The following is a 23,012-nucleotide window of genomic DNA, read 5'->3' on the forward strand; positions in this document are numbered from 1 at the left end:
GGTGCTGCGACGTGATTCGTCCCGCAATTAGGGTGTTTCGTTTGCGTGGGCCCGGACCGCGCTGCATGGTTGCCGTGGCCCCGGGTGACTCCGCGTGGTCCCCCGAGTGGCCCTGCCGGCTGCTGCCGATCGAATTCCTGTGAGAGCTGTTTGTCAACGCCTGAGAACCCTGTCCCCAAGCACCGTGCGCCCGGAGCACGCCGACGCAAGCGTGAGCCTGCGCGGGCGCTGCGACCGCTGTTGCTGAGCGGACTGGCCGTGGTTGCCACCGGCGCTGCCGTCGCGGGTGGGATGGCGGCGACCGGGACTGAGCTGACGGCCTCCGACGCCCCGGACTCCGGGGGCTCGCAGGGCGCCGGCCAAGCGATGGCCGGCGAGGTGCTGGCCGACCGGGGCGACGCGCCCGTCACCCGCGCCGACCGGCGTCAGGCCAAGGACCCGGTCAAGGCGACCGTGCTCTCCACGGCTGCCGGTCTCGGCACCACCCGTACTCAGCAGGTCTCGCAGGGCGACCCGCGCGACATCGCCCGGGCCCTGCTGCCCCAGTACGGCTACGGCTCGGGGCAGTTCGACTGTCTCAACAGCCTCTACGTCAGCGAGAGCAACTGGCGCATCGACGCCGACAACCCCAGCTCCTCGGCGTACGGGATCCCGCAGGCACTCACCCAGACCCACGACCTCCCCGAGGGCTACATGACCTCGGCGGAGGTGCAGATCCGCTGGGGCCTGGACTACATCAAGTCCCGCTACGGCAGCCCGTGCTCGGCCTGGAGCTTCAAGGCCGCCCGGGGCTGGTACTGACCCGGGCTCCGGTGCCCCCAGGCGCCTGAGCCAGCAGCCGGGACTTCTGCACCTTGCCCATCTCGTTGCGGGGCAGGCTGGTGGCGAAGCGGACCTCGTGCGGACGCTTGTGCGCCGACAGCTCGGCCGCCACGTGCTCGACCAGCCGCTGGGCCAGGTCTGGCTCCGGGTCGCGCTCGGCCGCGTCCCGCGGCACGACGTGGGCCACGATCCGCTGGCCCAGGTCGGGGTCGGGCTCCCCGACGACCGCGCACTCGGCCACGTCCGGATGGCCCAGCAGGGTCGACTCGATCTCGCCGGCGCCGATCCGGTAGCCGGCCGACTTGATCAGGTCCACCGACTCCCGGCCGACGATCCGGTGCCGGCCGTGGGCGTCGAGGACCGCGACGTCGCCGGTGCGGAACCAGCCGTCGGGAGTCCAGGCCTCGGCGGTGGCCTCGGGCCGGTTGAGGTAACCGTCGAACAGCGTCGCCCCCCGCACCTCCAGGCGACCCACGGACTCGCCGTCGTGCGGCACCGGCTCCCCGGACTCGGTGCGCAGCCGGGTCTCCACACCGGCCACCGGCACCCCGACCCAGCCTGCCCGCCTGGTCCCGTCGGCACGGGTGGCCACGGTGATCAGCGTCTCGCTCATCCCGTAGCGCTCGGCCACCTCGTGGCCGGTGAGCTCGCGCAGCCGGTCGAAGACCGGCACCGGGAGCCCCGCGCTGCCGGAGACGAGCAGCCGGGCCGGGCGCAGTGCCGCCGCGTCCTCGGGAGACGCAGCGATCCGCGACCAGACCGTGGGCACCGCGAAGTACATGCTGGCTGCCGCCGAGGCGTAGGCCTGCGGCGTGCCCCGTCCCACGTGCACCAGCCCGCCACCCACCCGCAGCGGCCCCAGCACCCCCAGGATGAGCCCGTGCACGTGGAACAGCGGCAGCCCGTGGGCCAGCACGTCGTCCGAGGTCCAGGCCCAGGCCTCGGCCAGCGCGTCCAGGCCGGCGGCGACGGCTCGGCGGGACAGCAGCACGCCCTTGGGCAGCCCGGTGGTGCCGGAGGTGTACAGGACGAACGCCGTCCGCTCCGGCGGCACCTCGACCGGGGAGTACGTGGTCCGCCCGGCCAGGTCGACCGGCAGCCGGGGCACGCTGCTGCCGGGCGGAGCAGGGCCCAGCCACGCCTGGGGTGCGGAGTCGCTCAGCACGTGCGCCAGCTCCGCGTGGCCGGAGTCCGGCGGCACGGGCACCACCTCGACGCCGGCCAGCAGGGCGCCGACCACCGCGACCACGGTCTCCATGGTCGGCGTGGCCAGCACCGCGACCCGGCTGGTCCCGGCCAGGTCGGTGGCCACCCGGGCGGCGGCGCCGAGCAGCTCGGGATGGGTCAGCGTGGTGCCGGCGACAGTGACCGGGTGGCGTCCGTGGCCCTGGATGAGTCCGGTGAGCATGGGTCAATGATCGCCGCCGGCGTACGGCGCGTCGTCGGGGGCATCCTCAGGGGTGGGTCATCGACTCCAGGTCGAGGGCCTCGTCGAGCTGGGCCTCGGTGAGGTCGCCGCGCTCCACGTAGCCCTGGGCGATCACCGTCTCCCGGATGGTGGCCCCGTCGGCCAGCGCCTTCTTGGCGATCTTCGCCGCAGCCTCGTACCCCAGGTACTTGTTCAACGGGGTGACCACCGACGGCGAGGACTCGGCGTACCGGCGCATCCGCTCGGCGTCGGCGGTGATGCCGTCCACGCAGCGCTCGGCCAGCAGTCGGCTGGCGGTGCCGAGGATGCGGATCGACTCCAGCAGGTTGCGGGCGATGACGGGCATCATCACGTTGAGCTCGAAGCTTCCGGAGGCTCCGGCCCAGGCGACGCAAGCGTCGTTGCCGACGACCTGGGCGCACACCATCAGCGTCGCCTCCGGCAGGACCGGGTTGACCTTGCCCGGCATGATGCTGGAGCCCGGCTGCAGGTCGGGGAGGTGGATCTCGGCCAGGCCCGTGGTGGGACCGGAGGACATCCAGCGCAGGTCGTTGCAGATCTTGGTCAGGCCCACCGCGTAGGTGCGCAGCACCCCGCTGAGCTCGACCAGGGAGTCGCGGCTGCCCTGGGCCTCGAAGTGGTTGCGGGCCTCGGTGAACTGCTCGTCGGTCTCCTCGCCCAGGACCTCGATGACGCGGGCGGCGAAGCCGGGCGGGGTGTTGATGCCGGTCCCGACCGCCGTGCCGCCCAGCGGCAGCTCGCGGACCCGGGGGAGCACCGCCTCCAGGCGCTCCACCGCGTAGCCGGCGGTCGCGGCGTACCCGCCGAACTCCTGGCCGAGCATCACCGGGGTGGCGTCCATCAGGTGGGTGCGGCCGGACTTCACCAGGCCCGCGAACTCCTCGGCCTTGGCGCCCAGCGAGGCCTGCAGCACCCGCACCGCCGGGACCAGCTCGCGGGTGACCGCCAGCGTCGCGGCCACGTGGATGGCGGTGGGGAAGGTGTCGTTGGAGGACTGGCTGGCGTTGACGTGGTCGTTGGGGTGGACGTCGTCCCCGGCGAGTCCGGCCAGCACCTCGTTGACGTTCATGTTGGTGCTGGTGCCGGACCCGGTCTGGAAGACGTCGATCGGGAAGTGCTCGTCGTGCTTCCCGGCCGCCACTGCCGCGGCGGCACGCTCGATGGCCGCTCCCCGGGCCTCGGGCAGCACGCCCAGCTCGACGTTGACCCGGGCCGCAGCCTTCTTCACCAGGGCCAGGGCGTGCACCAGGGCCGGCTCGATCGGGGTGCCGCTGATCGGGAAGTTCTCCACGGCTCGCTGGGTCTGGGCCCGCCACAGGGCGTCGGCGGGCACCCGGACCTCACCCATGGAGTCGTGCTCGATACGGAAGTCGCTCATGCCAGCGACGGTACCCAGATGCCCTCGGGCTCACCCGTGCCGGCGGTGCCCGGGCTAGGCGTGCTGATCGGGCCCGGTCCGGCCGGCGCGGGCGCTGTAGAGGAAGTACTGCTCCGGCCGGTCCTGGAGCAGCACGTCGTAGCGGATCTCGGCGGCCTCCCCGAAGACCTGCTCGATGTGCTGCAGCAGGACCGGCGCCCGGGCCGCCGACCAGACCACCAGGACGCCGTCGGGGTTCAGCAGGGCCCGGCAGCGCTGGAGGAACTCCGGCTGGTAGAGCTCGGCGTTGGACTCGTGGACCAGGTAGCCGGGGCCGTTGTCCACGTCGAGCAGCATCAGGTCGTACGTCGACCGGGCCTCCGCGACGGCCATCGAGATGTCGGCGTTGAGCACCTCCAGACGGCGGTCAGCGAGCAGGGCCGGTCCGTGCGGGATCGTGCCGTCGCGCATCCAGCCGATCAGCGGCTCGTCGATCTCCACCACCCGGACCCGTTCCACCCGAGGGTCCGCCAGCACCCGCTGGGCGGTGAAGCCCAGGCCCAGGCCGCCCACGACCACGGCGCGCGGGTCCGGCACCAGGTCCAGCGCCAGCGCGGCCATCTCGATCTCCGAGCCGGTCTCCAGGGTGTCCATCACGAAGACGCCGTTGGCCCGCAGCTCCAGGACCGCGGGCGCGCCCTCGCGGGAGCGGCGTCGCAGCACCAGCTCGCCGCGAGGCGTCTCGGCCCGTGCGACTTCGGAGATCGTCTCGTCTTCCATGGCCCCATGGTCGCAGCCGGGCGGCGTATACGATCGGGGTCCCTGAGCAATGGACCTGACGGCGTCCGCCGGGGCCCGACCTGGAGGCGGTGCACGATGACGGAACCTACTCCGGCGCAGCTGTACGACGACGAGGCGCTGCAGCGCCTCAGGGCGGTGGCCGACATGGTCAGCTCCGGCTGGAGCCCCGGCCAGGCTGCGGTGCGGGTGCACAGCAGGAGCGACGACCCGGCCGGGGTGCCTGAGCCCCGACCGGCGACCATGGGTGACCCGGAGTCGCTGGCCCGCGTCGCCGTCCACTTCGACGTCCCGGGACTGCACCACGCCATCGAGTCCGGATTCGCCCTGGGCGAGTTCGAGGACGTCGTCGACGGCTGGCTGATGCCTGCCCTGGCACGTCTCGGTGCGGCCTGGCGCGACGGGCGGGTGAGCGTCGCGGAGGAGCACTTCGTCAGCGCCAGCGTGCAGCGACACCTCGCGGTGCTCTTCGACCAGACACCCCGTCAGCCCGGCGGGCCGCGGGTGCTGCTGGGTCTGGCTCGCGGCTCCCGGCACGAGCTCGGGGTGCTCGCCTTCGCCATCGCCCTGCGTCGCACCGGGGTGGACGTGGTCTACCTGGGCGGTGACGTCCCCACCGAGGCGTGGCTCTCCGCCGTCGGCTCCCGCAGGCCTGCGGCCGTGGTGCTGGCGGTGCCGTCACCCGACGACGTGCTGGCCACCCGGGAGGTCGTGGAGGCGGTCACCGGCCACGACCAGGACCTGCCGATCATGGTGGGGGGCAGTCACCAGGACGAGATCGAGCGGGACGTGATCCGGCTCGGCCACGAGATCGCCCCGGCAGCGCGCCGGATGACCGACGCGCTGCTCGCCAAGATCTGACCCTGACCCCGCGCTACTGGGCGGAGCGGACCCGGATCCCGGTCAGCGGCACCGTCACCGCGCCGGAGGGGTCGGTGAAGAAGTCGTTGCCCTTGTCGTCGACGACGATGAAGGCGGGGAAGTCCTCGACCTCGATCTTCCAGATCGCCTCCATGCCGAGCTCGGGGTACTCGAGCACCGAGACGTCCTTGATGCAGTCCTGGGCCAGCCGGGCGGCGGGGCCGCCGATCGATCCCAGGTAGAAGCCGCCGTGGCTGCCGCACGCGTCGGTGACCTGCTTGGACCGGTTGCCCTTGGCCAGCATCACCATCGAGCCGCCGGCGGCCTGGAACTGCTCGACGTAGGAGTCCATCCGGCCGGCCGTGGTGGGGCCGAACGAGCCCGAGGCCATGCCCTCGGGCGTCTTGGCGGGACCGGCGTAGTAGACCGGGTGGTCCTTGAGGTAGGCCGGCATCGGCTCCCCGGCGTCCAGGCGCTCCTTGATCTTGGCGTGCGCGATGTCGCGGGCCACCACCAGAGGTCCGGTCAGGGAGAGGCGGGTCTTCACGGGGTGCCTCGACAGCTCGGCGAGGATGTCGGCCATCGGCTGGTTGAGGTCGATCTTCACGACCTCGCCGCCGGCGATGTCGTGGGCCAGGCCGGCCTCGGGCATGTACTGGGCGGGGTCCATCTCGAGCTGCTCGAGGAAGACGCCGTCCGGGGTGATCTTGCCCAGTGCCTGGCGGTCCGCGGAGCAGGAGACCGCGATCGCGACCGGGCAGGACGCGCCGTGCCGCGGCAGCCGCACCACGCGGACGTCGTGGCAGAAGTACTTGCCGCCGAACTGAGCGCCGATGCCGAACTCCTGGGTGAGCTTGAAGACCTGCTCCTCCAGCTCGGTGTCGCGGAACCCGTGGGCGCTCATCGAGCCTTCGGTGGGCAGGTTGTCCAGGTAGTGCGCGGAGGCGTACTTGGCGGTCTTCATCGCGAACTCGGCGCTGGTGCCGCCGATCACGATCGCGAGGTGGTACGGCGGGCAGGCCGCGGTGCCGAGCGAGCGGATCTTCTCGTCGAGGAACTCCAGCATCCGCTTCGGGTTCAGGACGGCCTTGGTCTCCTGGAACAGGAACGACTTGTTGGCCGAGCCGCCGCCCTTGGCCATGAAGAGGAACTTGTACTCCGGACGGCCGCTGGTCTGCGGGGTGGAGTAGATCTCGATCTGCGCCGGCAGGTTGGTGCCGGTGTTCTTCTCCTCGTACGTCGTCAGGGGAGCGAGCTGGGAGTAGCGCAGGTTGAGCTTGGTGTAGGCGTCGTACACGCCGCGGCTGATCGCCTCGCCGTCGTCGATGCCGGTGAGCACGCCCTCGGTCTTCTTCCCCATCACGATCGCGGTGCCGGTGTCCTGGCACATCGGCAGCACGCCGCCCGCGGAGATGTTGACGTTCTTGAGCAGGTCGAGCGCGACGAAGCGGTCGTTGCCCGACGCCTCCGGGTCGTCGATGATCTTGCGCAGCTGCGCGAGGTGCGCGGGCCGCAGGTAGTGGCTGATGTCGTGCATCGCCTCGGAGGTGAGGCGCTGGATCGCCTCGGGGGAGACCTTCAGGAAGGTCTGCACCTCCCCGTCCTGGGTGGCCGCCTCGAAGGTGGACACCCCCTCGGTGGTGATCAGCCGGTACGGCGTCTCGTCCCGGCCCAGGGGCAGGAGGTCGGAGTAGCGGAACTCGGGGCCGGTGGGTGCAGTGCTCACGACCGGTGAGATTACGTCACTTGGCAGTGTCGTCCGGCTCCTGGTCCGCGGCCGCCTTGCGGCGCTGCTCCTCGGCCTGCGCCTCGGCCTGGTCCGCAGCCGCCTTGCGGCGCTGCTCCTCGGCCCGCTCCCGGATCTTGCGCAGGAACGCCTCGTCGGCCTCCGGGTCGAGGGCGGCCGCTCGCCCCGGGCGGTCGTACTCGGGGAACTGCGGGACCTCCCGCTCGTACGGCGACCGGCCGGTGCGCACGCCGGCCGGGCGACCCGCGGCGAGCCAGGCGATCGAGCCCACGAACGGGAAGAACAGGATCAGCAGGATCCACCCGATCTTGGGCAGGTTGCGGACCTCGTCGTCCCGGCTGCTGATCGCCTCGACCAGGCAGTAGATGCCCAGCACCAGCGGCACGAGGTAGAAGATGATGATCCGGCCCATGTGTCCCCCAGCGTGGCGTGCGGTCGCCGCATCGTAGGGCGGCGCGGGGACCGACGTCCGGGCATATCGTGATCCGGCCCGGTGTTGCCCCCGCGTGCCCGTCCTCGACTCCTTGGTGATCGGCGCCGGCCAGGCGGGGCTCTCCACCTCCCACCACCTCCGGCGCCTCGGGATCGACCACGTGGTCCTGGACGCCGACGCCGCCCCTGGTGGGGCCTGGCAGCACCGGTGGGACTCCTTGACGATGGGCGACGTGCACGGCGTCGCCGACCTGCCCGACGCGCCCGCGCCGGGAGCCGGACCGGAACCGGCCAACGTGGTGGTGCCGGCCTGGTTCGCCGACTACGAGAGGACCCACGCCCTCCCGGTGCTGCGGCCGGTGCGGGTGGACCGGGTCAGCAGCGACGGGGAGCTGCTGGTGGTGGCGGCCGGGGAGAGGCGCTGGACCACGCGCACCCTGGTGAACGCCACGGGGACCTGGGCGCGGCCGTTCGTGCCCCACTACCCGGGGGTGGACCGATTCCAGGGGGTCCAGCTGCACACCCGGGACTTCCCGGGGGCTGAGCACTTCCGTGGCAAGCGGGTGCTGGTCGTCGGTGGCGGCGCCTCGGCGGTGCAGTTCCTCGGCGAGCTGGCGCCGGTGGCCCGGACCACGTGGGTGACCCGGCGCGAGCCGGTGTGGGTGGACGACTTCACCTCCGAGCAGGGTGTCGCGGCGGTGGCCGCGGTGCAGGAGCGGGTGCGGCGCGGGCTGCCGCCGCTCAGCGTCGTGAGCGTCACCGGGCTGCACCTGCGCCCGCAGGAGGCGGAGGCGGCCCGGTTGGGTGCCTACGCCCGACGGCCGATGTTCGCCCGCGTGGAGCCGGACGGGGTGCGCTGGGCCGACGGCACCTTCGAGCCCGTCGAGGTGATCCTGTGGGCCACCGGCTTCCGCCCGGCGGTCGGCCACCTGGCGGGTCTCGGGCTTCGCTCGGCCCACGGGGGGATCCAGCTGGACGGCACCACAGCCGTGGCTGATCCCCGGGTCCAGCTCGTGGGCTACGGCCCTTCGGCCAGCACCATCGGCGCCAACCGGGCCGGTCGCGCGGCCGCGGTCGCGGTCCGGGCGCACCTGCTGTTCCACCAGCGCTCACCGGGCGTACACCGACGCGTAGAGTGATGGGCGTCGAGGCAGTCGAGTCTTCGCACGCTATCTTGCACAAAGACCCTGATCCCTGCCTGGAGGTTCTGTGAAGATCCGTCGCACGCTCGTCTCGCTCACGGCCATGGCCACGGTGGCCTCGCTGGCCGCCTGCGCCGCACCCGAGTCCGACAACGGCTCGGGGGGCGGCGACAGCGATGCCGCCAGCGCCACGAGTGCCAAGGACCTGGGTGGTCTCGACGCCCTGGTCGAGGCCGCCGAGGAAGAGGGCGAGCTCAACGTCATCGCCCTCCCGCCCGACTGGGCCAACTACGGCGAGGTGATCTCCACCTTCGAGGACAAGTACGACATCAAGGTCAACTCCGACCAGCCCACCGCGGCCAGCCAGGAGGAGATCAACGCCGCCAAGGAGCTCAAGGGCACCAAGCGCGCTCCCGACGTGTTCGACCTCGGGCAGTCCGTCGCGCTGGCCAACACCGACATGTTCGCGCCCTACCAGGTCGAGACCTGGGACACCATCCCCGAGGAGTTCAAGGCTCCCGACGGCGAGTGGGTCAACGACTACGGCGGCTACATGGCGATCGGCTACGACTCCGCCGTCGTCCCCGACGTCACCGAGGTCGCGGACCTGCTCAAGCCCGAGTTCAAGGGCAAGGTCGCGCTCAACGGCGACCCGACCCAGGCCGGCGCGGCGTTCAGCGGCGTGATGATGGCCGCGATCGCCCAGGGCGGCTCGCCGGACGACATCGCCCCCGGGGTGGACTTCTTCGCCGACCTCAAGAAGGCCGGCAACTTCCTCACCGTCGACCCCGACTCGACCACCATCGAGCAGGGCACCACCCCGGTCGTCATCGACTGGGACTACCTCGGTGCCGCGGCTGCTGCCAACGTCGACACCTGGAAGACCGTCGTGCCCTCCGAGGCCGTGGTCGCGGGCTACTACTACCAGGCGATCAACGCCGACGCCCCGCACCCGGCCGCGGCGCGGCTGTGGCAGGAGTTCCTCTACAGCGACGAGGGCCAGAACCTGTGGCTCAAGGGCGGTGCCCGACCGGTGCGCGGCGAGGCCATGGCCGAGGCCGGCACCATCGACGCCAAGCTCTGGGACGCCCTGCCGGAGGTCACCGGTGACCCGGTGATCCCGAGCAACGAGCAGACCGAGACCGCGGGCGCCTACCTGGCCAAGAACTGGTCGAAGGCGATCCGCTGACGATGTCCGATCGAGCAGAGGGAGGGCGGGGCCGTCGGCCAGCCGTCGGCCCCTTCCTCCCGCTGCTGCCCTTCCTGGGGTTCCTGCTCGTCTTCCTGGTGGTCCCCACGCTCACGGTGGTCGTGGGCGCCTTCCAGGACGAGTCCGGGGCATTCACCCTGGGCAACCTCGACGCGCTGACCAGCGACGCCGCCCTCACGGCGCTGCGCGGGTCGTTGGTCCTCTCGGGCGCCACCGCGGTGCTCGGGGCGGCGCTCGGGGCGGTGCTCGCCTTCCTCGTGGTCTCCGTGGGGCCGAGCAGCCTCATCCGTCGCGCCACGCTCTCGGTGAGTGGCGTGCTGGCCCAGTTCGGCGGCATCACCCTGGCCTTCGCCTGGATCGCGACCATCGGCCCGGTCGGGATCGTGACGAACGCGATGAGCGACTGGTTCAGTGCCGACCTCTACGGCAGCGGGTGGCTCTTCGGACTCCCCGGCCTCGTCGTCGTCTACACCTACTTCCAGGTCCCGTTGATGGTCATCGTCTTCGCGCCCGCCCTCGACGGGCTGCGGCAGGAGTGGCGTGAGGCCGCGGTCAACCTCGGAGCCACCCGGGCCCAGTACTGGCGCCACGTCGGGGTCCCCCTGCTGTTCCCCGCGTTCCTCGGCTCCGCGCTGCTGCTCTTCGCCAACGCCTTCGCCGCCTACGCGACCGCAGCGGTGCTGGTCAGCCAGGGCCAGCCGATCGTGCCGCTGCTGATCCGCCAGGCCATCACCAGCGAGGTGCTGCTGGGTCAGGCGAACGTCGGCTTCGCGCTGGCCCTGGAGATGATCGTGGTGGTCTCGGTGGTCATGCTCGCCTACAACCTGCTGCTGCGACGGACCTCGAGGTGGATGCCGTGAGGGTCACCGGTGGATTCCGGGTGCTGCGTGCCCTGGCCCTGATCGCCTTCGCGGCGTACTTCTTCGTGCCGATGCTGGCGATGTTCGACTTCTCCACCCAGGTGCGGGGCAGCGCCCCGGGTCGCACCTGGGACAACTGGCGCTTCATGGTCAGCGACGAGGACTTCCGCTCCGCGATCGTCACCTCGCTGCTGCTGGCGTTGTTCACGGTGGTGCTGATGGTGGTGCTGCTCGTGCCCACGATGGTCTGGACCCGGTTGCGGGTGCCACAGGCGCGCCGGCTCATCGAGTTCCTGTGCCTGCTGCCGCTCACCATCCCGGCCCTGGTCATCGTGGTCGGGTTCAGCAACGTCTTCTCCTGGGTCACCCTCCTGCTCGGTGACTCCGCGCTGACCCTGACCTTCGCCTACGTGGTGCTGGTGCTGCCGTACGCCTACCGGTCGATCGACGCAGCGCTGTCGGCCATCGACGTCACCACCCTGGCTGAGGCGGCGCGCTCCCTGGGCGCGGGCTGGGCCACCGTGATCCTGCGGGTGATCGTGCCCAACATCACCGGTGGGGTCCTCGGCGCCGCCTTCATCTCGGTGGCCCTGGTGCTGGGAGAGTTCACCTTCGCCTCGCTGCTGCACTTCGACACCATGCCGGTCGCGATGGCCTCCATCTACAAGAGCAACGGCCCGGCCGCGATGGCAGGCGCCCTCGCGACCATGGCCCTGACCACGTTCCTGCTGCTGGGGTTCACCTTCCTCAGCCGGAACCGCCACCAGCAAGGAGCCGGACGATGACCGCCCCACCGATGACAGGACGCGGTCTCGCTGTCCAGCTCAAGGACCTGACCCGCGTCTACGGCTCGGTGCGCGCCCTGGACGGCTTCGACCTGGAGATCGACCCCGGCGAGATGATCGTGCTGCTGGGTCCCTCGGGCTGCGGCAAGACCACCGCCCTGCGCATCCTGGCCGGCCTCGACCGGGCCACCTCGGGGACCGTGAGCGTGGGCGGACGGGACGTCACCAGGGTGCCGGCCAACAAGCGGGACATGGGGATGGTGTTCCAGGCCTACAGCCTCTTCCCGCACATGACCGTGATCGACAACGTGGCCTTCGGGCTCCGGCTGCGCGGCACCGGCCGCGCGGCGCGCCGCGAGCGTGCCGGTGCGATGCTCGACCTCGTCGGGCTCCACACCCAGGCCGACCGCTACGCCCACGAGCTCTCCGGAGGTCAGCAGCAGCGGGTGGCACTGGCTCGCGCGCTGGCCTTCGAGCCGTCCGTGCTGCTGCTCGACGAGCCGCTGTCCGCGCTGGACGCCAAGGTGCGGGTCCAGCTGCGTGACGAGATCAGACGGGTGCAGCTCGAGGTCGGGACCACCACGTTGTTCGTCACCCACGACCAGGAGGAGGCGCTCGCCGTCGCCGACCGGGTGGGTGTGATGAACGCGGGACGGCTGGAGCAGCTGGCACCTCCGACCGAGCTCTACTCCGCGCCGGCCACCCCGTTCGTGGGGGCCTTCGTGGGACTCTCCAACCGGCTGCCGGCGCACGTGGAGGGCGCCGAGGCCGTCGTGCTCGGCCAGCGGGTGCCCGTGCTGGCCGGCTCCGCCACCGGCGAGGGGCTGGCGCTGGTCCGCCCCGAGTCGATCGGGCTCGTCGCGGATCCCGGAGCCACCACCACGGTCACCTCCGTCGGCTTCCTGGGTCCGGTCTCGCGGGTGCACTGTGCGCTGGAGGACGGCACGGACGTCCTCGTGCAGCTGGCCAGCTCGGCCGCGACGCAGCTGCGCCCCGGCGACCGGGTGGCGCTGACCGTCTCCCCGGCACCGGTGCTCGTCGCGGGTCGCTGAGACGTCTCGACGTGGTTGCCTGGCGCTGCTAGCGTCGGAGGCGTCCACCACGGGAGCCTGCGGCAGCGGGCTGAGAGGGAGCTGTTCCGCTCCGACCGTCGAACCTGATCCGGGTCATGCCGGCGAAGGAAGCGTCGAGGAGCTCACGTGTACCCCACCATCCTGCCCCGTCTGTTCTGCCTCGTCTCGGCCACCGACGACCTGACCCTGCTCACCGCCCTCGCCGAGGCCGGGGTCGACGGCTTCCAGGTCCGGGCCAAGGGGGCCGGCGACCGCGAGCTGCTGGCGCTGGTCACCCTGGTCATCGCGGCCGTCCGCTCCCACGGCGCCACCGTGGTGGTCAACGACCGGGTCGACATCGCCCTGGCGACCGGGGCGGACGGCGTGCACCTGGGAGCCGACGACCTCCCGGTCGCGGTGGCGCGACGACTGGCGCCCGACCTGCTGGTGGGGGCGACGTGCCGGGACCCACAGGCGGTGGCGCAGGCGCGCGCCGACGGGGCGACGTACGCCGGGTTCGGGCCGGTTTGGGGCACGCGCAGCAAGTCGGGACTGCCCACGCCCCTGGGACCGGGGGCGATCGAGTCCGCTCAGGGGGTGCTGCCTCTCTTCGCCATCGGCGGGGTGACCGCGGCACGCGCGGTCCAGGCGCGCGCCACCGGGGCGCACGGTGTCGCGGTCATCGCGGGGATCTGGGGCGCGCGAGATCCGGTGGCCGCGGCCAAGGAGCTCGTGACGGCGTCGGCCTGAGGAGCCTGACATGACCGTCGAGGACAGCACGCTCCGCGTCCGGGTGCTGGGCGCGGGGATCATCGGGCTCACCTGCGCCCTGGAGCTGGGGCGTCGCGGGCACCGCGTCGAGGTGGTCGACCCCGCGCCCGGCAGCGGCGCCTCCTGGGCCGCGGCCGGGATGCTGAGCCCGGCCGGCGAGGCCTGGCACGGTGAGGCCGACCTGCTCCGGACCGGTCGGCGCAGTGCCGACCTGTGGCCGGGGCTGGCCCAGGACCTGGGGGTGCCGCTGCGGCCGGTCGGCACCATGCTGGTGGCCCACGACGCCGGGGACGCCGACGACCTGGGCCGACTGCTGTCGCTCCTCACCGACCACGGCGAGCCCCTGGAGCGGCTCGACCCTCGCGACGCCCGGGTCCTGGAGCCTGCCCTGGCCCGAGGCTGCGCGGGAGCCGCTCTGCTGCCCCGCGACCACAGCGTCGACCCCCGGGTCGTGGTGCGGGCGCTGCGACGCCGGTGCCGGGTGGTCCCGGCCGCCACCGGGCCGGCCGACGTCACTGTCGTGGCGACCGGGACCACCCTGCCCCCGCCGTTCGCCCACCTGGTGCGCGGGGTCCGCGGGGAGGTGGTGCGCGCGCACTGCCCCGACCCGCCCCGGCGCACCCTGCGCGGCTGGGTGCGGGGCACTCCGGTCTACGTCGTGCCCCGCCCGGACGGCGAGGTGGTCATCGGTGCCACCCAGAGCGAGCACGCCGCACCGCCGGTGGTGACGCTGGAGGGCCTGGCGACCCTGCTGGCGGCGGCGCGGACCCTGCTGCCCGGACTGGACCGCGCCACCTTCGCCGAGGCGGTCGCCCGGGACCGCCCGGCCTCCGTCGACCACCGTCCGCTGGTGGGTGCCACCCACCTGCCGGAGGTGCTGCTGGCCGCGGGGCACCACCGGCACGGGGTGCTGCTGGCCCCGCTCACCGCGGTGCTGATCGCCGACCAGCTGGACGGCGGTGCGAGCGAGCCGGCCTGGGACCCACGTCGATTCGACGCCGTCCACCCGCCGACCGGGGCGTGGCAGACGGCGCCGAGCAGGAGCGTGCCGCAATGAGGATCGTGCTGAACGGCTCGCCCGCCGAGGTGCCGCCGGGCACCGTGGCCGAGCTGCTGGGGGGCCTTCGTCCCGGAGTCGCGGTGGCCGTCAACGGCGAGGTGGTGCCGCGAGCGGCCGTCGGCGGTCGCGAGCTGGTCCCCGGTGACGTGGTCGAGGTCGTGACGGCGGTGCAGGGCGGATGACCGGCCTGCGCGTCGCAGGGGTGGAGCTCACCTCCCGACTGCTGCTCGGCACCGGGGGACTGCCCCGGCTCTCGCTGCTCGAGCCCGTGCTGGAGGCGGCTCGTCCCGGTCTGGTCACGGTGAGCATGCGGCGCGCCGGGGGCGGTGGGCAGAACGGCCTGCTGGGCCTCCTGGGTCGGCACGGGGTCCGGGTGCTGCCCAACACGGCCGGTTGCCGCTCGGCCCGGGAGGCGGTGCTGACGGCTCGGCTGGCGCGGGAGGCCCTGGGGACAGACTGGGTCAAGCTCGAGGTGATCGGCGACGAGGAGTCCCTGCTGCCCGACGCCGTGGAGCTGTTGGAGGCCGCGGAGCAGCTGGTGTCCGACGGGTTCGCGGTGCTGCCCTACATGGGCGCCGACCCCGTGCTCGCCCGACGGCTCGCCGACCTCGGCTGCGTCGCGGTGATGCCCCTCGGGTCGCCCATCGGGTCGGGCCTGGGAGTGATGGACCCGTTCGCGGTGGAGTCGGTGGTGGCCGCGGTCCAGGTACCGGTCGTGCTGGACGCCGGCATCGGCACCGCCAGCGACGCGGCCCTGGCGATGGAGCTCGGCTGCGCCGGAGTCCTCGCGGCCTCCGCGGTGACCCGGGCCGCCGCCCCGCCGGTGATGGCGCGGGCGCTGCGCCTGGCGGTGGAGGCGGGGTACGCCGCCCGGGAGGCCGGGCGCATCCCGCGCCGCGCCACGGCCCGGGCCTCGAGCCCCCGCGATGGGCGGATCGGATGAGCCCCCGCACCCGTCGCGCCCCGGGGCCCGGTCCCGCGGGTCTCGCAGTGCCGCCCAGACTGTTCCTGGTCACCGACCGCAGCCAGCTGCCACCGGGACGCGACCTGGTCGGCACGATCGCCGCGTGTGCGAGTGCCGGACTGGGGGCCGTCATCGTGCGCGAGCACGACCTCCGGCCGGCGACGCGCCGGGCGCTGGTCGCCACGCTGGCCGAGCTGGCGGGCCTGGTCGTGGTCTCCTCCCGCGTCGCGGATCCCGCCGCGCACGGCCTCCACCTCGCCGCCCATCAGGAGCCGGAGCAGCTGGGGGAGCCGGCCGGTCCCTGGGGCCGCTCCTGCCACTCCCGCTCCGAGGTCGTCGCGGTGCGGCGCGCCGGGGGGCGCTGGGCCACCCTGTCGCCGTTCGCCTGCTCGGCGAGCAAGCCCGGGTACGGGCCTGCGGTGCCGCGGACCGCGTACCGCGGGCTCCCGCTGCCCGTGCTGGCGCTCGGCGGGGTCGGGGTCGACAACGCCCGCCAAGCGCTGGAGGCCGGGGCCCACGGGGTGGCCGTGATGGGCGAGGTGATGCGGGCAGCCGATCCTGCCGGGGTCGTGGCCCGGCTGCTGGAGGTCACCCGGTGACGCCGAGGAGCGGGCGCGGCACTCCGCCGGTGGTGCTGACCATCGCCGGCACGGACTCCGGCGGCGCGGCCGGCGTCGCTGCGGACCTGGCCACGATCGGTCAGCTCGGCGCCCACGGGGCCTGCGTGGTCACTGCGGTCACCGCCCAGGACACCACCGGCGTACGGGCGGTCCACCCGGTGCCGCTGGAGGTGGTCTCGGCGCAGCTGGACGCGGTCCTGGAGGACCTCCCGGTGGCGTGCGTGAAGACCGGGATGCTCGGCTCGGCCGACGTGGTCGCGCTGGTGGCCACCCGCGTGCGGGACCTCGGGCTGCCCCTGGTGGTGGACCCGGTGCTGGTGGCCACCAGCGGGGCGGTGCTCGGCGACACGGAGGTGGTGGCCGCCTACCGGGAGCACCTGCTGCCGGTCGCCACCGTGGCCACCCCCAACGGTGACGAGGCAGCCGCCCTGGCCGGGCTCCGGGCGTCCGCCCCCGACCTTGCCCGGGCGCTGACCAGGCTCGGGTGCTCGGTGGTGGTGACCGGTGGACCCGAGGGCAGGGACTGGCTCGCCAGACCCGGCGGCGAGCCGTTGTCGCTGCGTCACCCAGCGGTTGCGACGACGAACGACCACGGCACCGGCTGCACCCACAGCAGTGCGCTGGCCACCCGCTTGGCCTCCGGCGTCGACCTGGTGCAGGCGGTGGCGCAGGCCGCCGAGTTCACCACCTCCGCGCTGCGCCGCAGCCGGCAGTGGGAGCTGGGCCGAGGTCGGGGGCCCGTGGCCCACACCGCCGAGGCGGCGCAGCCGGTGGCCGGGCAACCTCGCCGCGGCATCTGCCACGACGCTCCGGGACCGGAATCCGAGCGGTGACGGGGTAGGTGGCGGCCCAGGGCTGTGGCTAGGCTGGGACGCATGAGCGAGCACGACCCCTCCCAGCTGCGGATCTCCGACGCGGACCGACACCGGGTAGCGGAGGTGCTGCGCGAGGCGGCCGCCGAGGGCAGGATCGACCTGGAGGAGCTCGACGAGCGGCTGGAGACGGCGTACGCCGCCAAGGTGTACGCCGACCTGGTGCCGATCACCATCGACCTGCCCGGCGACAGCCGGCTGCCGGTGCCCGCACAGCCACAGCCACAGCCACGGCCGATGGCCGTGCCCGACGGGCTGCCGGCCGCGGAGTACCCCACCTCGATCGCGGTGATGGGCGGCGTCGACCGCAAGGGCGTGTGGCAGGTGGGGGAGAGCCACACCGCCGTGGCGGTGATGGGTGGCATCTGCATCGACTTGAGGCAGGCGCGCTTCACCAGTCACGAGACGGTCGTCAACGCCTACGCGGTCTGGGGAGGGATCGACGTGGTGGTCAATGCCGGCACCCGGGTGATCGTGGACGGCGTGGGCATCATGGGGGCCTTCGAGCAGGGGCGCGACAGGGTGGCGCCGGACGTCGGGCCCGACTCCCCGGTGGTGCGGGTCAAGGGGTTCGCCCTGATGGGCGCGGTCTCCGTCATCCGCAAGGCGATGCCGGGGGAGCCGGGGCCGCTGCGCCGCAAGATGCTGGGCCACTGAGCCCGGGCGCCCAGCACGGGAAAGCCCCACGACCCAGCTGGCGGTCGTGGGGCTTCCTTCCAGCCGACGGTGGTGCGTAACCCGTCGTCGGTGGTCTCAGGCCTCCGGAGCGGAGTGGATCTCCTCCGCCTTCGCGGCCATCTGCTCGGCCCTCTCCTGCTCCTGCGGGTCGTCCAGCTCCGGGATGCGCCCCGCGCGCGAGGTGTCCACGGTGAGGTTCTCCCCGGTGCTGGGGTCGAAGAGGTGCATCTTGGAGGTGTTGACCCAGATCTCCGCCTCGTCGCCCTCGGCGATGCGGCTCGCGCCGTCGAGCGAGATGACCAGCTGGGTGCGCAGGGACTCACCGTCCAGGTCCTGCTCCAGCTGGTTCAGCTGCTTCTGCACCTCCGGCGGGGCCTCGAACGGGATGTAGGCGTAGGCCTCGTTGCCCAGCCACTCCACCACGTCGACCTTGGCGTGGAACGTCGATCCCTCCTTGCCGGGGTCGACGACCGAGGCGTCCTCGAAGTGCTCGGGCCGGATCCCGGCCATCAGCAGCCCCCTGCCGCGGGCCTTCTCGGCCTTGTCGGCCGGGATCTGGACCTCGCCGAAGGGCAGCTTGACCGTCGTGCCGTCCACCTCCGCGGGCAGGAAGTTCATCGGCGGCGAGCCGATGAAGCCGGCGACGAACAGGTTGCCCGGGTTCTCGTAGAGCTCGCGCGGAGTGGCCAGCTGCTGGAGGATGCCCCGCTTGAGCACCGCCACCCGGTCGCCGAGCGTCATCGCCTCGGTCTGGTCGTGGGTGACGTAGACGGTGGTGATGCCCAGACGCTTCTGCAGGCGCGAGATCTCGGTGCGCATCTGCCCGCGCAGCTTGGCGTCGAGGTTGGACAGCGGCTCGTCGAAGAGGAACGCGTCGGCGTCGCGGACGATCGCGCGGCCCATGGCGACCCGCTGGCGCTGCCCACCCGAGAGGTTGCCCGGCTTGCGCTCCAGGTGCTCGTCGAGCTCGAGGGTCTTGGACGCCTCACGCACCTTGCGGTCGACCTCGTCGTCGTTGGCGCCGGCGAGCCGGAGCGGGAACGCGATGTTCTCGTAGACCGTCAGGTGCGGGTACAGGGCGTAGTTCTGGAACACCATCGCGAGGTTGCGGTCGCGCGGAGCCAGGTCGTTGACCTTGCGGTCCCCGATGATCATGTCGCCGGAGGTGATGTCCTCCAGGCCCACGATCATCCGCAGCAGGGTCGACTTCCCGCAGCCGGACGGGCCCACAAGGATCATGAACTCCCCGTCCGCGACGTCGATGCTCACGTCGTTCACGGCGGGGAACCCGTCGCCGTACTTCTTGACGATGTTCTTCATGGTGATGGCGGCCATGGGATCAACCCTTCACTGCGCCGGAGGTGAGGCCGGCGACGATCTTGCGCTGGAACAGCAGGACGATGATGATGATCGGAATCGTGGAGACCACAGCTCCCGCGGCGAGCAGCGAGGCCGGCCGGTTGAACGGGTCCTGGCCCACGAAGAACGACAGGGCCGCTGGGATCGGTCGTGCCCTCTCGGTGGAGGTCAGCGAGATCCCGAAGACGAAGTCGTTCCAGGCGAAGAAGAACGTCAGGATCGCCGCCGTGAAGACGCCCGGTGCGGCGAGCGGGACGATCACCTTGCGGAACGCCTGCCACGACGTGGCGCCGTCGACCTGGGCGGCCTGCTCCATCTCCCACGGGATCTCGCGGAAGAAGGCCGACAGGGTCCAGATCGCCAGCGGCAGGGTGAACGACAGGTAGGGGATGATCAGGCCGAGCCAGGTGTCGTAGATCCCGAACGTGCGCCACATGTCGAACAGCGGCCCGACCAGGGCGACGACCGGGAACATCGCGATCACCAGAGCGGTGCTCAGCACGAACTTCTTGCCCTTGAACTCCAGTCGCGCGATGGCGTACGCCGCCAAGGTGGCGAGGACGACCGAGAGGGTGGTCGCGATGAGCGAGATCCCGATCGAGTTGAGGATCGCCCGGCGGAACTGCTCGTCGTTCAGCACGTCGACGTAGTTCTGCCAGCCGGCTCGGCCCCCCTCGGCGGGCAGGAAGCCGGGGCTGCCGGTGGTGATGGCCTCCTGGGACTTGAAGGACAGCGAGATGATCCAGGCCACCGGCAGCAGGCACCACACGAGGATCAGCAGCGCTCCCACCACGGTGAGGACCTTGTTCTTGGCGCTCATGTCAGCTCTCCTGCCGGGCGGCGGCCAGGTCGACTCGGAAGATCTTCACGATCAGGGCGGCGATGATGAGGACCGAGAGGAACAGGAGCACCGAGAGCGCCGACCCGATCCCGAGCTGGAACTGTTCGATCACCTGCCGGTAGGTCAGGAACGAGACGGAACCGGTGCCCTGCGCGCCCGCGGTCATCACGAAGATGTTGTCGAAGATCCGGTAGGCGTCCAGGGCCCGGAAGAGCACCGCGACCATGATGGCCGAGCGCATGTTGGGCAGGATCACCTTCCACAGACGCTGCCACCACGTCGCCCCGTCGACCTTGGCCGCCTCGATCATGTCCTCACTGACCTGGGCGAGTCCGGCCAGCAGGAGCAGCGACATGAACGGTGTGGTCTTCCAGATCTCCGAGACCATGATCGCCGCGATCGCCGAGCCGTACTGGCCGAACCAGTTGAAGCTGTCAGCGACCCACGGCAACCACTCGTTGATGAAGCCGTTGCTGTTGCTGAAGGCGAACTGCCAGGCGAAGCCGGAGACCACGGTGATGATGCCGTAGGGGATCAGGATCGAGGTCCGGATGATGCCGCGGGCGAAGATCACCCGGTGCATCACCATCGCGAAGATGAAGCCGATCACCAGCTCCACCGCGACGGTGACGACCATGATGAAGACCGTGTTCAGGGTGGTCTTCCAGAACAGCGAGTCGGTGAGCGCGGTGGTGTAGTTCTGGAGTCCCACGAACGAGCGGTCGTCGGGGGCCGTGAGGCTGTAGTCGAAGACGCTGAGGTAGATCGCCCGCAGCATCGGGAACGCCGTGACCACCAGCATCATGATCACCGCAGGGAGCACCAGCTTCTGGCCCAGCCGCTGCTCTGCCCTGCTCCGGTCGCTCATCTGAGCTGTCTTGGCGCGGTCCTCCCGCGAGTCGGGTGCGACGACGGTGTTCGTCACAGCAGTCTCCTTCCGGCCAGGATGTCCGCCAGGAACTCCGCCGACTTCTTGGGGGTGTCGTCGTTCACGCCGGTGGGCGAGTGCCAGATCGACTGGATGGCGCTGGAGATCTGGCTGTAGTAGGCGCTCTTGGGTCGGGGCCCGCCGCCGTCGACGCTCTCGCGGAACAGGTCCAGCAGGTCGGCGGGGTAGGCCTCCTTCAGCTCGTCGGAGTCGTAGACCGAGCCTCGCGAGGGCATCAGGCCGTTGTTGACGGCGAGCTTGCTCTGCGCGTCCGCGCTGGACACGCACATCGCGGCCTCCTTGGCCCAGTCCACGTGCTTGGAGTAGGCGCCGACCCCGATGGAGATACCGCCGATCGGGGGCGGGACTCCTCACCCGCCACGGTCTCGGGGAACCGCTTCCAGCCCAGGTCGTCGAACTGCTCCTGGGTCAGGCCACCGCTGTCGACCAGGCCCTCATAGTTCTTGTAGACGAACGTCCAGTTCGTCAGGAACTCCCCGGCGCCGTCCTCGGGATACATCTGTCCCAGCGAGGTGCCCTCGTTGGACACCGAGAGGTCGGCCTGGGCAGCGCCGGAGCTGACGAGCTTCTCGATGATCCGGGCCGCGTCGAGCCCCGCCTCGGAGTCGATGGCGACCTTCGCGTCGCGTCCCGCCTCGGTGTCGGTGATGATGTCTCCGCCCGCGCCGAGGATGAGCGCGTTGATCCACACCACGTAACCCTCGTAGCGGTTCGCCTGGATGCCGACGGTGCCGTCGTTGTCGGCGGCCGCGTCGATCACCTGGTCCCAGGTCCAGGGCTCGTCCGGGTTCAGGCCGGCGGCCTGGGCCAGGGACTTGCGGTACCACAGGACCTGGGTGTTGGCCCACTGCGGTGCGGCCATCACCTTGTCCTCCCAGGTGACGGTGTCGGCCGCGCCCTGGAGCACGTCGTCGTCCACCACCTTCGAGGCCTGCTCGCCGTCGAACTCAGAGAGCCAGCCAGCGTTGGCGAACTCGGGGATGAAGACGGGGTCCAGGCTCATCAGGTCGGTCGAGCTGTCCTCGGCGGCGAGCCGGCGAGCGAGCTGGGTGCGCTGGTCGGTCGCGGAGGAGGGGAGCAGCTGCACCTCGATGTCGTAGTCGGCGGTGCTGCAGTCGGCCGCGAGCCCGTTGATCGTGTCCTGGCCGTCGGGGTTGATGTACCAGTTGAGTGTCGCCTTGCCGGAGTCGTCTCCTCCGCAGGCCGCGAGCATGCTCGAGGACAGGGCCAGGGACGCGAGCGCGATCCCTGCACGTCGTCGTCCTGAGCTCTTGTGGAGCGATGCCATGAGCTCCCTCCCTGTTGTGGTATAGATCACATCTAGTGCACGGGACGGTGCTTGGCAACCCCATCGGCCCCACGAGTAATCACCGGCGTGAGATCCCGGGTACCCGATTTAGGGGTGCGCAATGCCGCATCTGAGGGGTGGAATTTTCCTCCTGCAGGTGCCGCGGCGCGTCGGTCAGGCCGCGCGGTCCGCGGTCCGTCGTACCGCGTCGACCACGGTGCGAAAGAGCGGCGCCGGCAGGTCGTGGCCCATGCCGTCGATCAGCAGCAGCTCGGCACCCGGCACTGCCGCCGAAGTAGCGCGACCGCCCGAGACGTGGACCATCTTGTCGCTCAGTCCGTGGATCACCAGGGTCGGCATCCGCAGCGACCGCAGCCGCAGGGTGCGGTCGGGCTGGGTGAGCACGGCCAGCATCTGGCGCAGCACTCCGCGCGCGTCGAACCCGCGGTCGTAGGTCTCGCCCGCGCGCACCGCCAGCTCGTCGTGGTCGATCGGGTAGCCCGGGGACCCGATCATCTTCCACAGCATCGCGCTGGTCCGCACGTAGGCCTCGCGCCCCGACCGCGGGGCGATGAGGGCGGGCAGCAGCTTCGGGCTCTGCCAGCCGACGGTACGCCGCCCGGTGGTCGACATGATGCTGGTCAGCGACCGCACCCGGCGGGGCTGCTCGATGGCCATGCTCTGGGCGATCATCCCGCCCATCGAGATCCCCGCCACGTGTGCCGAGGGCAGCCCCAGGTGGTCGAGCAGGCCGAAGGCGTCCTGGGCCAGGTCGCTGATCGAGTACGGCGCCCGCACCCGGCGGCCGGCGAAGGCGCGCACCAGCATGGCTCGGCTGACCCTGGCCTCGGAGTGGGTGGAGCGACCGGTGTCCCGGTTGTCGTAGCGGATCACGTAGAAGCCGGCGCGTGCGAGCTGGCGGCACAGCTCGGCGTCCCACCACGTCATCGGCCCGCCCAGTCCCATCACCAGCAGCAGCGGGTCGGCCTCGGCGGAGCCGAAGGTCTGGTAACAGATCTCCACGTCCGGGCTGACCGGGGCGAGAAGCTCCGCGGAGACCGGGACAACGGGCTCCTTCTTGCGGGACGGCATGG

General features: G+C 71.7%; 25 protein-coding genes and 1 riboswitch. Of the genes, 14 read left to right on the forward strand and 11 right to left on the reverse strand.

Annotated elements, in window-relative coordinates; genetic code table 11:
- The first annotated feature begins 258 nt into the window (after nucleotides 1-258).
- The gene (locus C0R66_RS04625; protein ID WP_158647897.1) at nucleotides 259-801 is read left to right on the forward strand and encodes an aggregation-promoting factor C-terminal-like domain-containing protein; all 543 of its coding nucleotides are present in this window, start codon (nucleotides 259-261) and stop codon (nucleotides 799-801) included.
- Here C0R66_RS04625 and C0R66_RS04630 read toward each other — a convergent pair.
- From C0R66_RS04630 to C0R66_RS04640, 3 genes are read right to left on the reverse strand one after another with little or no spacing between them, the layout of a single operon-like run.
- Nucleotides 776-2,230 (reverse strand): acyl-CoA synthetase, encoded by a 1,455-nt coding sequence (locus C0R66_RS04630; protein ID WP_101523718.1) that lies wholly within the window; start codon nucleotides 2,228-2,230, stop codon nucleotides 776-778. The genes C0R66_RS04625 and C0R66_RS04630 overlap by 26 nt on opposite strands.
- A gap of 46 nt (nucleotides 2,231-2,276) precedes the next feature.
- On the reverse strand, nucleotides 2,277-3,650 hold the full coding sequence (locus tag C0R66_RS04635; RefSeq protein ID WP_101523719.1) for a class II fumarate hydratase: 1,374 nt from the start codon (nucleotides 3,648-3,650) through the stop codon (nucleotides 2,277-2,279).
- A gap of 54 nt (nucleotides 3,651-3,704) precedes the next feature.
- Nucleotides 3,705-4,409: a spermidine synthase gene (locus C0R66_RS04640; protein ID WP_101523720.1), complete on the reverse strand. Its 705-nt coding sequence runs from the start codon at nucleotides 4,407-4,409 to the stop codon at nucleotides 3,705-3,707.
- A 96-nt stretch (nucleotides 4,410-4,505) separates the two neighbouring features.
- On the opposite strand from C0R66_RS04640, the gene C0R66_RS04645 reads away from it, so the two are divergent.
- On the forward strand, nucleotides 4,506-5,288 hold the full coding sequence (locus tag C0R66_RS04645; RefSeq protein ID WP_158647898.1) for a cobalamin B12-binding domain-containing protein: 783 nt from the start codon (nucleotides 4,506-4,508) through the stop codon (nucleotides 5,286-5,288).
- Nucleotides 5,289-5,301: 13 nt separating this feature from the next.
- On the opposite strand, the gene C0R66_RS04650 is transcribed toward C0R66_RS04645, so the two are convergent.
- Together C0R66_RS04650 and C0R66_RS19875 are read right to left on the reverse strand one after the other, a co-directional pair.
- Nucleotides 5,302-7,014 carry a fumarate hydratase gene (locus tag C0R66_RS04650; protein WP_101523722.1) on the reverse strand — a complete coding sequence of 571 codons (1,713 nt, stop codon included), beginning with the start codon at nucleotides 7,012-7,014 and terminating at the stop codon, nucleotides 5,302-5,304.
- Between the two features lie 16 nt (nucleotides 7,015-7,030).
- A complete protein-coding gene (locus tag C0R66_RS19875) occupies nucleotides 7,031-7,447 on the reverse strand; it encodes a PLD nuclease N-terminal domain-containing protein (RefSeq protein ID WP_101523723.1) in 417 nt (138 codons plus the stop codon).
- 94 nt (nucleotides 7,448-7,541) lie between these two features.
- Between C0R66_RS19875 and C0R66_RS04660 the strand changes: the two genes are divergently transcribed.
- The 12 genes from C0R66_RS04660 (at nucleotide 7,542) to C0R66_RS04715 (ending at nucleotide 17,460) form a co-directional block, all read left to right on the forward strand.
- The gene (locus C0R66_RS04660) at nucleotides 7,542-8,606 is read left to right on the forward strand and encodes an NAD(P)-binding domain-containing protein (RefSeq protein WP_101523724.1); all 1,065 of its coding nucleotides are present in this window, start codon (nucleotides 7,542-7,544) and stop codon (nucleotides 8,604-8,606) included.
- Between the two features lie 70 nt (nucleotides 8,607-8,676).
- A complete protein-coding gene (locus C0R66_RS04665; RefSeq protein WP_241901570.1) occupies nucleotides 8,677-9,798 on the forward strand; it encodes an ABC transporter substrate-binding protein in 1,122 nt (373 codons plus the stop codon).
- A gap of 2 nt (nucleotides 9,799-9,800) precedes the next feature.
- Nucleotides 9,801-10,679: an ABC transporter permease gene (locus C0R66_RS04670; RefSeq protein ID WP_101523725.1), complete on the forward strand. Its 879-nt coding sequence runs from the start codon at nucleotides 9,801-9,803 to the stop codon at nucleotides 10,677-10,679.
- A complete protein-coding gene (locus C0R66_RS04675) occupies nucleotides 10,676-11,464 on the forward strand; it encodes an ABC transporter permease (RefSeq protein WP_240311799.1) in 789 nt (262 codons plus the stop codon). Before C0R66_RS04670 ends, C0R66_RS04675 begins: the two co-directional genes overlap by 4 nt.
- A complete protein-coding gene (locus C0R66_RS04680; RefSeq protein ID WP_199286820.1) occupies nucleotides 11,461-12,516 on the forward strand; it encodes an ABC transporter ATP-binding protein in 1,056 nt (351 codons plus the stop codon). Before C0R66_RS04675 ends, C0R66_RS04680 begins: the two co-directional genes overlap by 4 nt.
- Before the next feature lie 39 nt (nucleotides 12,517-12,555).
- Nucleotides 12,556-12,665: riboswitch (TPP riboswitch) on the forward strand.
- On the forward strand, nucleotides 12,664-13,266 hold the full coding sequence (gene thiE / locus C0R66_RS04685) for a thiamine phosphate synthase (protein ID WP_101523726.1): 603 nt from the start codon (nucleotides 12,664-12,666) through the stop codon (nucleotides 13,264-13,266). (Overlaps the previous riboswitch by 2 nt.)
- A 10-nt stretch (nucleotides 13,267-13,276) precedes the next feature.
- The gene (locus C0R66_RS04690; protein WP_101523727.1) at nucleotides 13,277-14,344 is read left to right on the forward strand and encodes an FAD-dependent oxidoreductase; all 1,068 of its coding nucleotides are present in this window, start codon (nucleotides 13,277-13,279) and stop codon (nucleotides 14,342-14,344) included.
- The gene (gene thiS / locus C0R66_RS04695) at nucleotides 14,341-14,529 is read left to right on the forward strand and encodes a sulfur carrier protein ThiS (protein ID WP_101523728.1); all 189 of its coding nucleotides are present in this window, start codon (nucleotides 14,341-14,343) and stop codon (nucleotides 14,527-14,529) included. The genes C0R66_RS04690 and thiS overlap by 4 nt, the downstream gene beginning before the upstream one ends.
- The gene (locus C0R66_RS04700) at nucleotides 14,526-15,290 is read left to right on the forward strand and encodes a thiazole synthase (protein ID WP_101523729.1); all 765 of its coding nucleotides are present in this window, start codon (nucleotides 14,526-14,528) and stop codon (nucleotides 15,288-15,290) included. Before thiS ends, C0R66_RS04700 begins: the two co-directional genes overlap by 4 nt.
- Nucleotides 15,287-15,910: a thiamine phosphate synthase gene (locus C0R66_RS04705; protein WP_101523730.1), complete on the forward strand. Its 624-nt coding sequence runs from the start codon at nucleotides 15,287-15,289 to the stop codon at nucleotides 15,908-15,910. The genes C0R66_RS04700 and C0R66_RS04705 overlap by 4 nt, the downstream gene beginning before the upstream one ends.
- On the forward strand, nucleotides 15,907-16,764 hold the full coding sequence (thiD, locus tag C0R66_RS04710; RefSeq protein WP_101523731.1) for a bifunctional hydroxymethylpyrimidine kinase/phosphomethylpyrimidine kinase: 858 nt from the start codon (nucleotides 15,907-15,909) through the stop codon (nucleotides 16,762-16,764). Before C0R66_RS04705 ends, thiD begins: the two co-directional genes overlap by 4 nt.
- A 42-nt stretch (nucleotides 16,765-16,806) precedes the next feature.
- Complete coding sequence (locus C0R66_RS04715; RefSeq protein ID WP_101523732.1) at nucleotides 16,807-17,460, forward strand: DUF1707 SHOCT-like domain-containing protein; 654 nt, start codon at nucleotides 16,807-16,809, stop codon at nucleotides 17,458-17,460.
- A 96-nt stretch (nucleotides 17,461-17,556) separates the two neighbouring features.
- Here C0R66_RS04715 and C0R66_RS04720 read toward each other — a convergent pair whose 3' ends face one another.
- From C0R66_RS04720 to C0R66_RS04745, 6 genes are all read right to left on the reverse strand, one after another.
- Nucleotides 17,557-18,816, reverse strand: a complete 1,260-nt coding sequence (locus C0R66_RS04720) for an ABC transporter ATP-binding protein (protein WP_101523733.1) — start codon at nucleotides 18,814-18,816, stop codon at nucleotides 17,557-17,559.
- 4 nt (nucleotides 18,817-18,820) lie between these two features.
- The gene (locus C0R66_RS04725) at nucleotides 18,821-19,660 is read right to left on the reverse strand and encodes a carbohydrate ABC transporter permease (RefSeq protein WP_101523734.1); all 840 of its coding nucleotides are present in this window, start codon (nucleotides 19,658-19,660) and stop codon (nucleotides 18,821-18,823) included.
- Between the two features lies 1 nt (nucleotide 19,661).
- Nucleotides 19,662-20,606 (reverse strand): carbohydrate ABC transporter permease, encoded by a 945-nt coding sequence (locus C0R66_RS04730; RefSeq protein WP_240311798.1) that lies wholly within the window; start codon nucleotides 20,604-20,606, stop codon nucleotides 19,662-19,664.
- Nucleotides 20,603-20,899 carry a type 2 periplasmic-binding domain-containing protein gene (locus C0R66_RS04735; protein ID WP_158647899.1) on the reverse strand — a complete coding sequence of 99 codons (297 nt, stop codon included), beginning with the start codon at nucleotides 20,897-20,899 and terminating at the stop codon, nucleotides 20,603-20,605. The genes C0R66_RS04730 and C0R66_RS04735 overlap by 4 nt, the downstream gene beginning before the upstream one ends.
- The gene (locus C0R66_RS04740; protein ID WP_101523736.1) at nucleotides 20,845-21,918 is read right to left on the reverse strand and encodes an extracellular solute-binding protein; all 1,074 of its coding nucleotides are present in this window, start codon (nucleotides 21,916-21,918) and stop codon (nucleotides 20,845-20,847) included. The genes C0R66_RS04735 and C0R66_RS04740 overlap by 55 nt, the downstream gene beginning before the upstream one ends.
- Before the next feature lie 174 nt (nucleotides 21,919-22,092).
- A complete protein-coding gene (locus tag C0R66_RS04745; protein ID WP_101523737.1) occupies nucleotides 22,093-23,010 on the reverse strand; it encodes an alpha/beta fold hydrolase in 918 nt (305 codons plus the stop codon).
- Nucleotides 23,011-23,012 lie beyond the last annotated feature (2 nt).

This window comes from Nocardioides houyundeii (assembly GCF_002865585.1).
Lineage (GTDB): Bacteria > Actinomycetota > Actinomycetes > Propionibacteriales > Nocardioidaceae > Nocardioides > Nocardioides houyundeii.

Excerpts from the sequence above, each read along its gene's own strand:
- C0R66_RS04640 (WP_101523720.1), bottom strand. The coding sequence starts at position 4,409 with ATGGAAGACGAGACGATCTCCGAAGTCGCACGGGCCGAGACGCCTCGC.
- C0R66_RS04635 (WP_101523719.1), bottom strand. The coding sequence starts at position 3,650 with ATGAGCGACTTCCGTATCGAGCACGACTCCATGGGTGAGGTCCGGGTG.
- C0R66_RS04700 (WP_101523729.1), top strand. The coding sequence starts at position 14,526 with ATGACCGGCCTGCGCGTCGCAGGGGTGGAGCTCACCTCCCGACTGCTG.
- C0R66_RS04720 (WP_101523733.1), bottom strand. The coding sequence starts at position 18,816 with ATGGCCGCCATCACCATGAAGAACATCGTCAAGAAGTACGGCGACGGG.
- C0R66_RS04715 (WP_101523732.1), top strand. The coding sequence starts at position 16,807 with ATGAGCGAGCACGACCCCTCCCAGCTGCGGATCTCCGACGCGGACCGA.
- C0R66_RS04690 (WP_101523727.1), top strand. The coding sequence starts at position 13,277 with ATGACCGTCGAGGACAGCACGCTCCGCGTCCGGGTGCTGGGCGCGGGG.
- thiS (WP_101523728.1), top strand. The coding sequence starts at position 14,341 with ATGAGGATCGTGCTGAACGGCTCGCCCGCCGAGGTGCCGCCGGGCACC.
- C0R66_RS19875 (WP_101523723.1), bottom strand. The coding sequence starts at position 7,447 with ATGGGCCGGATCATCATCTTCTACCTCGTGCCGCTGGTGCTGGGCATC.
- C0R66_RS04745 (WP_101523737.1), bottom strand. The coding sequence starts at position 23,010 with ATGCCGTCCCGCAAGAAGGAGCCCGTTGTCCCGGTCTCCGCGGAGCTT.
- C0R66_RS04705 (WP_101523730.1), top strand. The coding sequence starts at position 15,287 with ATGAGCCCCCGCACCCGTCGCGCCCCGGGGCCCGGTCCCGCGGGTCTC.
- C0R66_RS04740 (WP_101523736.1), bottom strand. The coding sequence starts at position 21,918 with ATGGCATCGCTCCACAAGAGCTCAGGACGACGACGTGCAGGGATCGCG.
- C0R66_RS04725 (WP_101523734.1), bottom strand. The coding sequence starts at position 19,660 with ATGAGCGCCAAGAACAAGGTCCTCACCGTGGTGGGAGCGCTGCTGATC.
- C0R66_RS04680 (WP_199286820.1), top strand. The coding sequence starts at position 11,461 with ATGACCGCCCCACCGATGACAGGACGCGGTCTCGCTGTCCAGCTCAAG.
- C0R66_RS04670 (WP_101523725.1), top strand. The coding sequence starts at position 9,801 with ATGTCCGATCGAGCAGAGGGAGGGCGGGGCCGTCGGCCAGCCGTCGGC.
- C0R66_RS04735 (WP_158647899.1), bottom strand. The coding sequence starts at position 20,899 with ATGTGCGTGTCCAGCGCGGACGCGCAGAGCAAGCTCGCCGTCAACAAC.
- C0R66_RS04645 (WP_158647898.1), top strand. The coding sequence starts at position 4,506 with ATGACGGAACCTACTCCGGCGCAGCTGTACGACGACGAGGCGCTGCAG.
- C0R66_RS04630 (WP_101523718.1), bottom strand. The coding sequence starts at position 2,230 with ATGCTCACCGGACTCATCCAGGGCCACGGACGCCACCCGGTCACTGTC.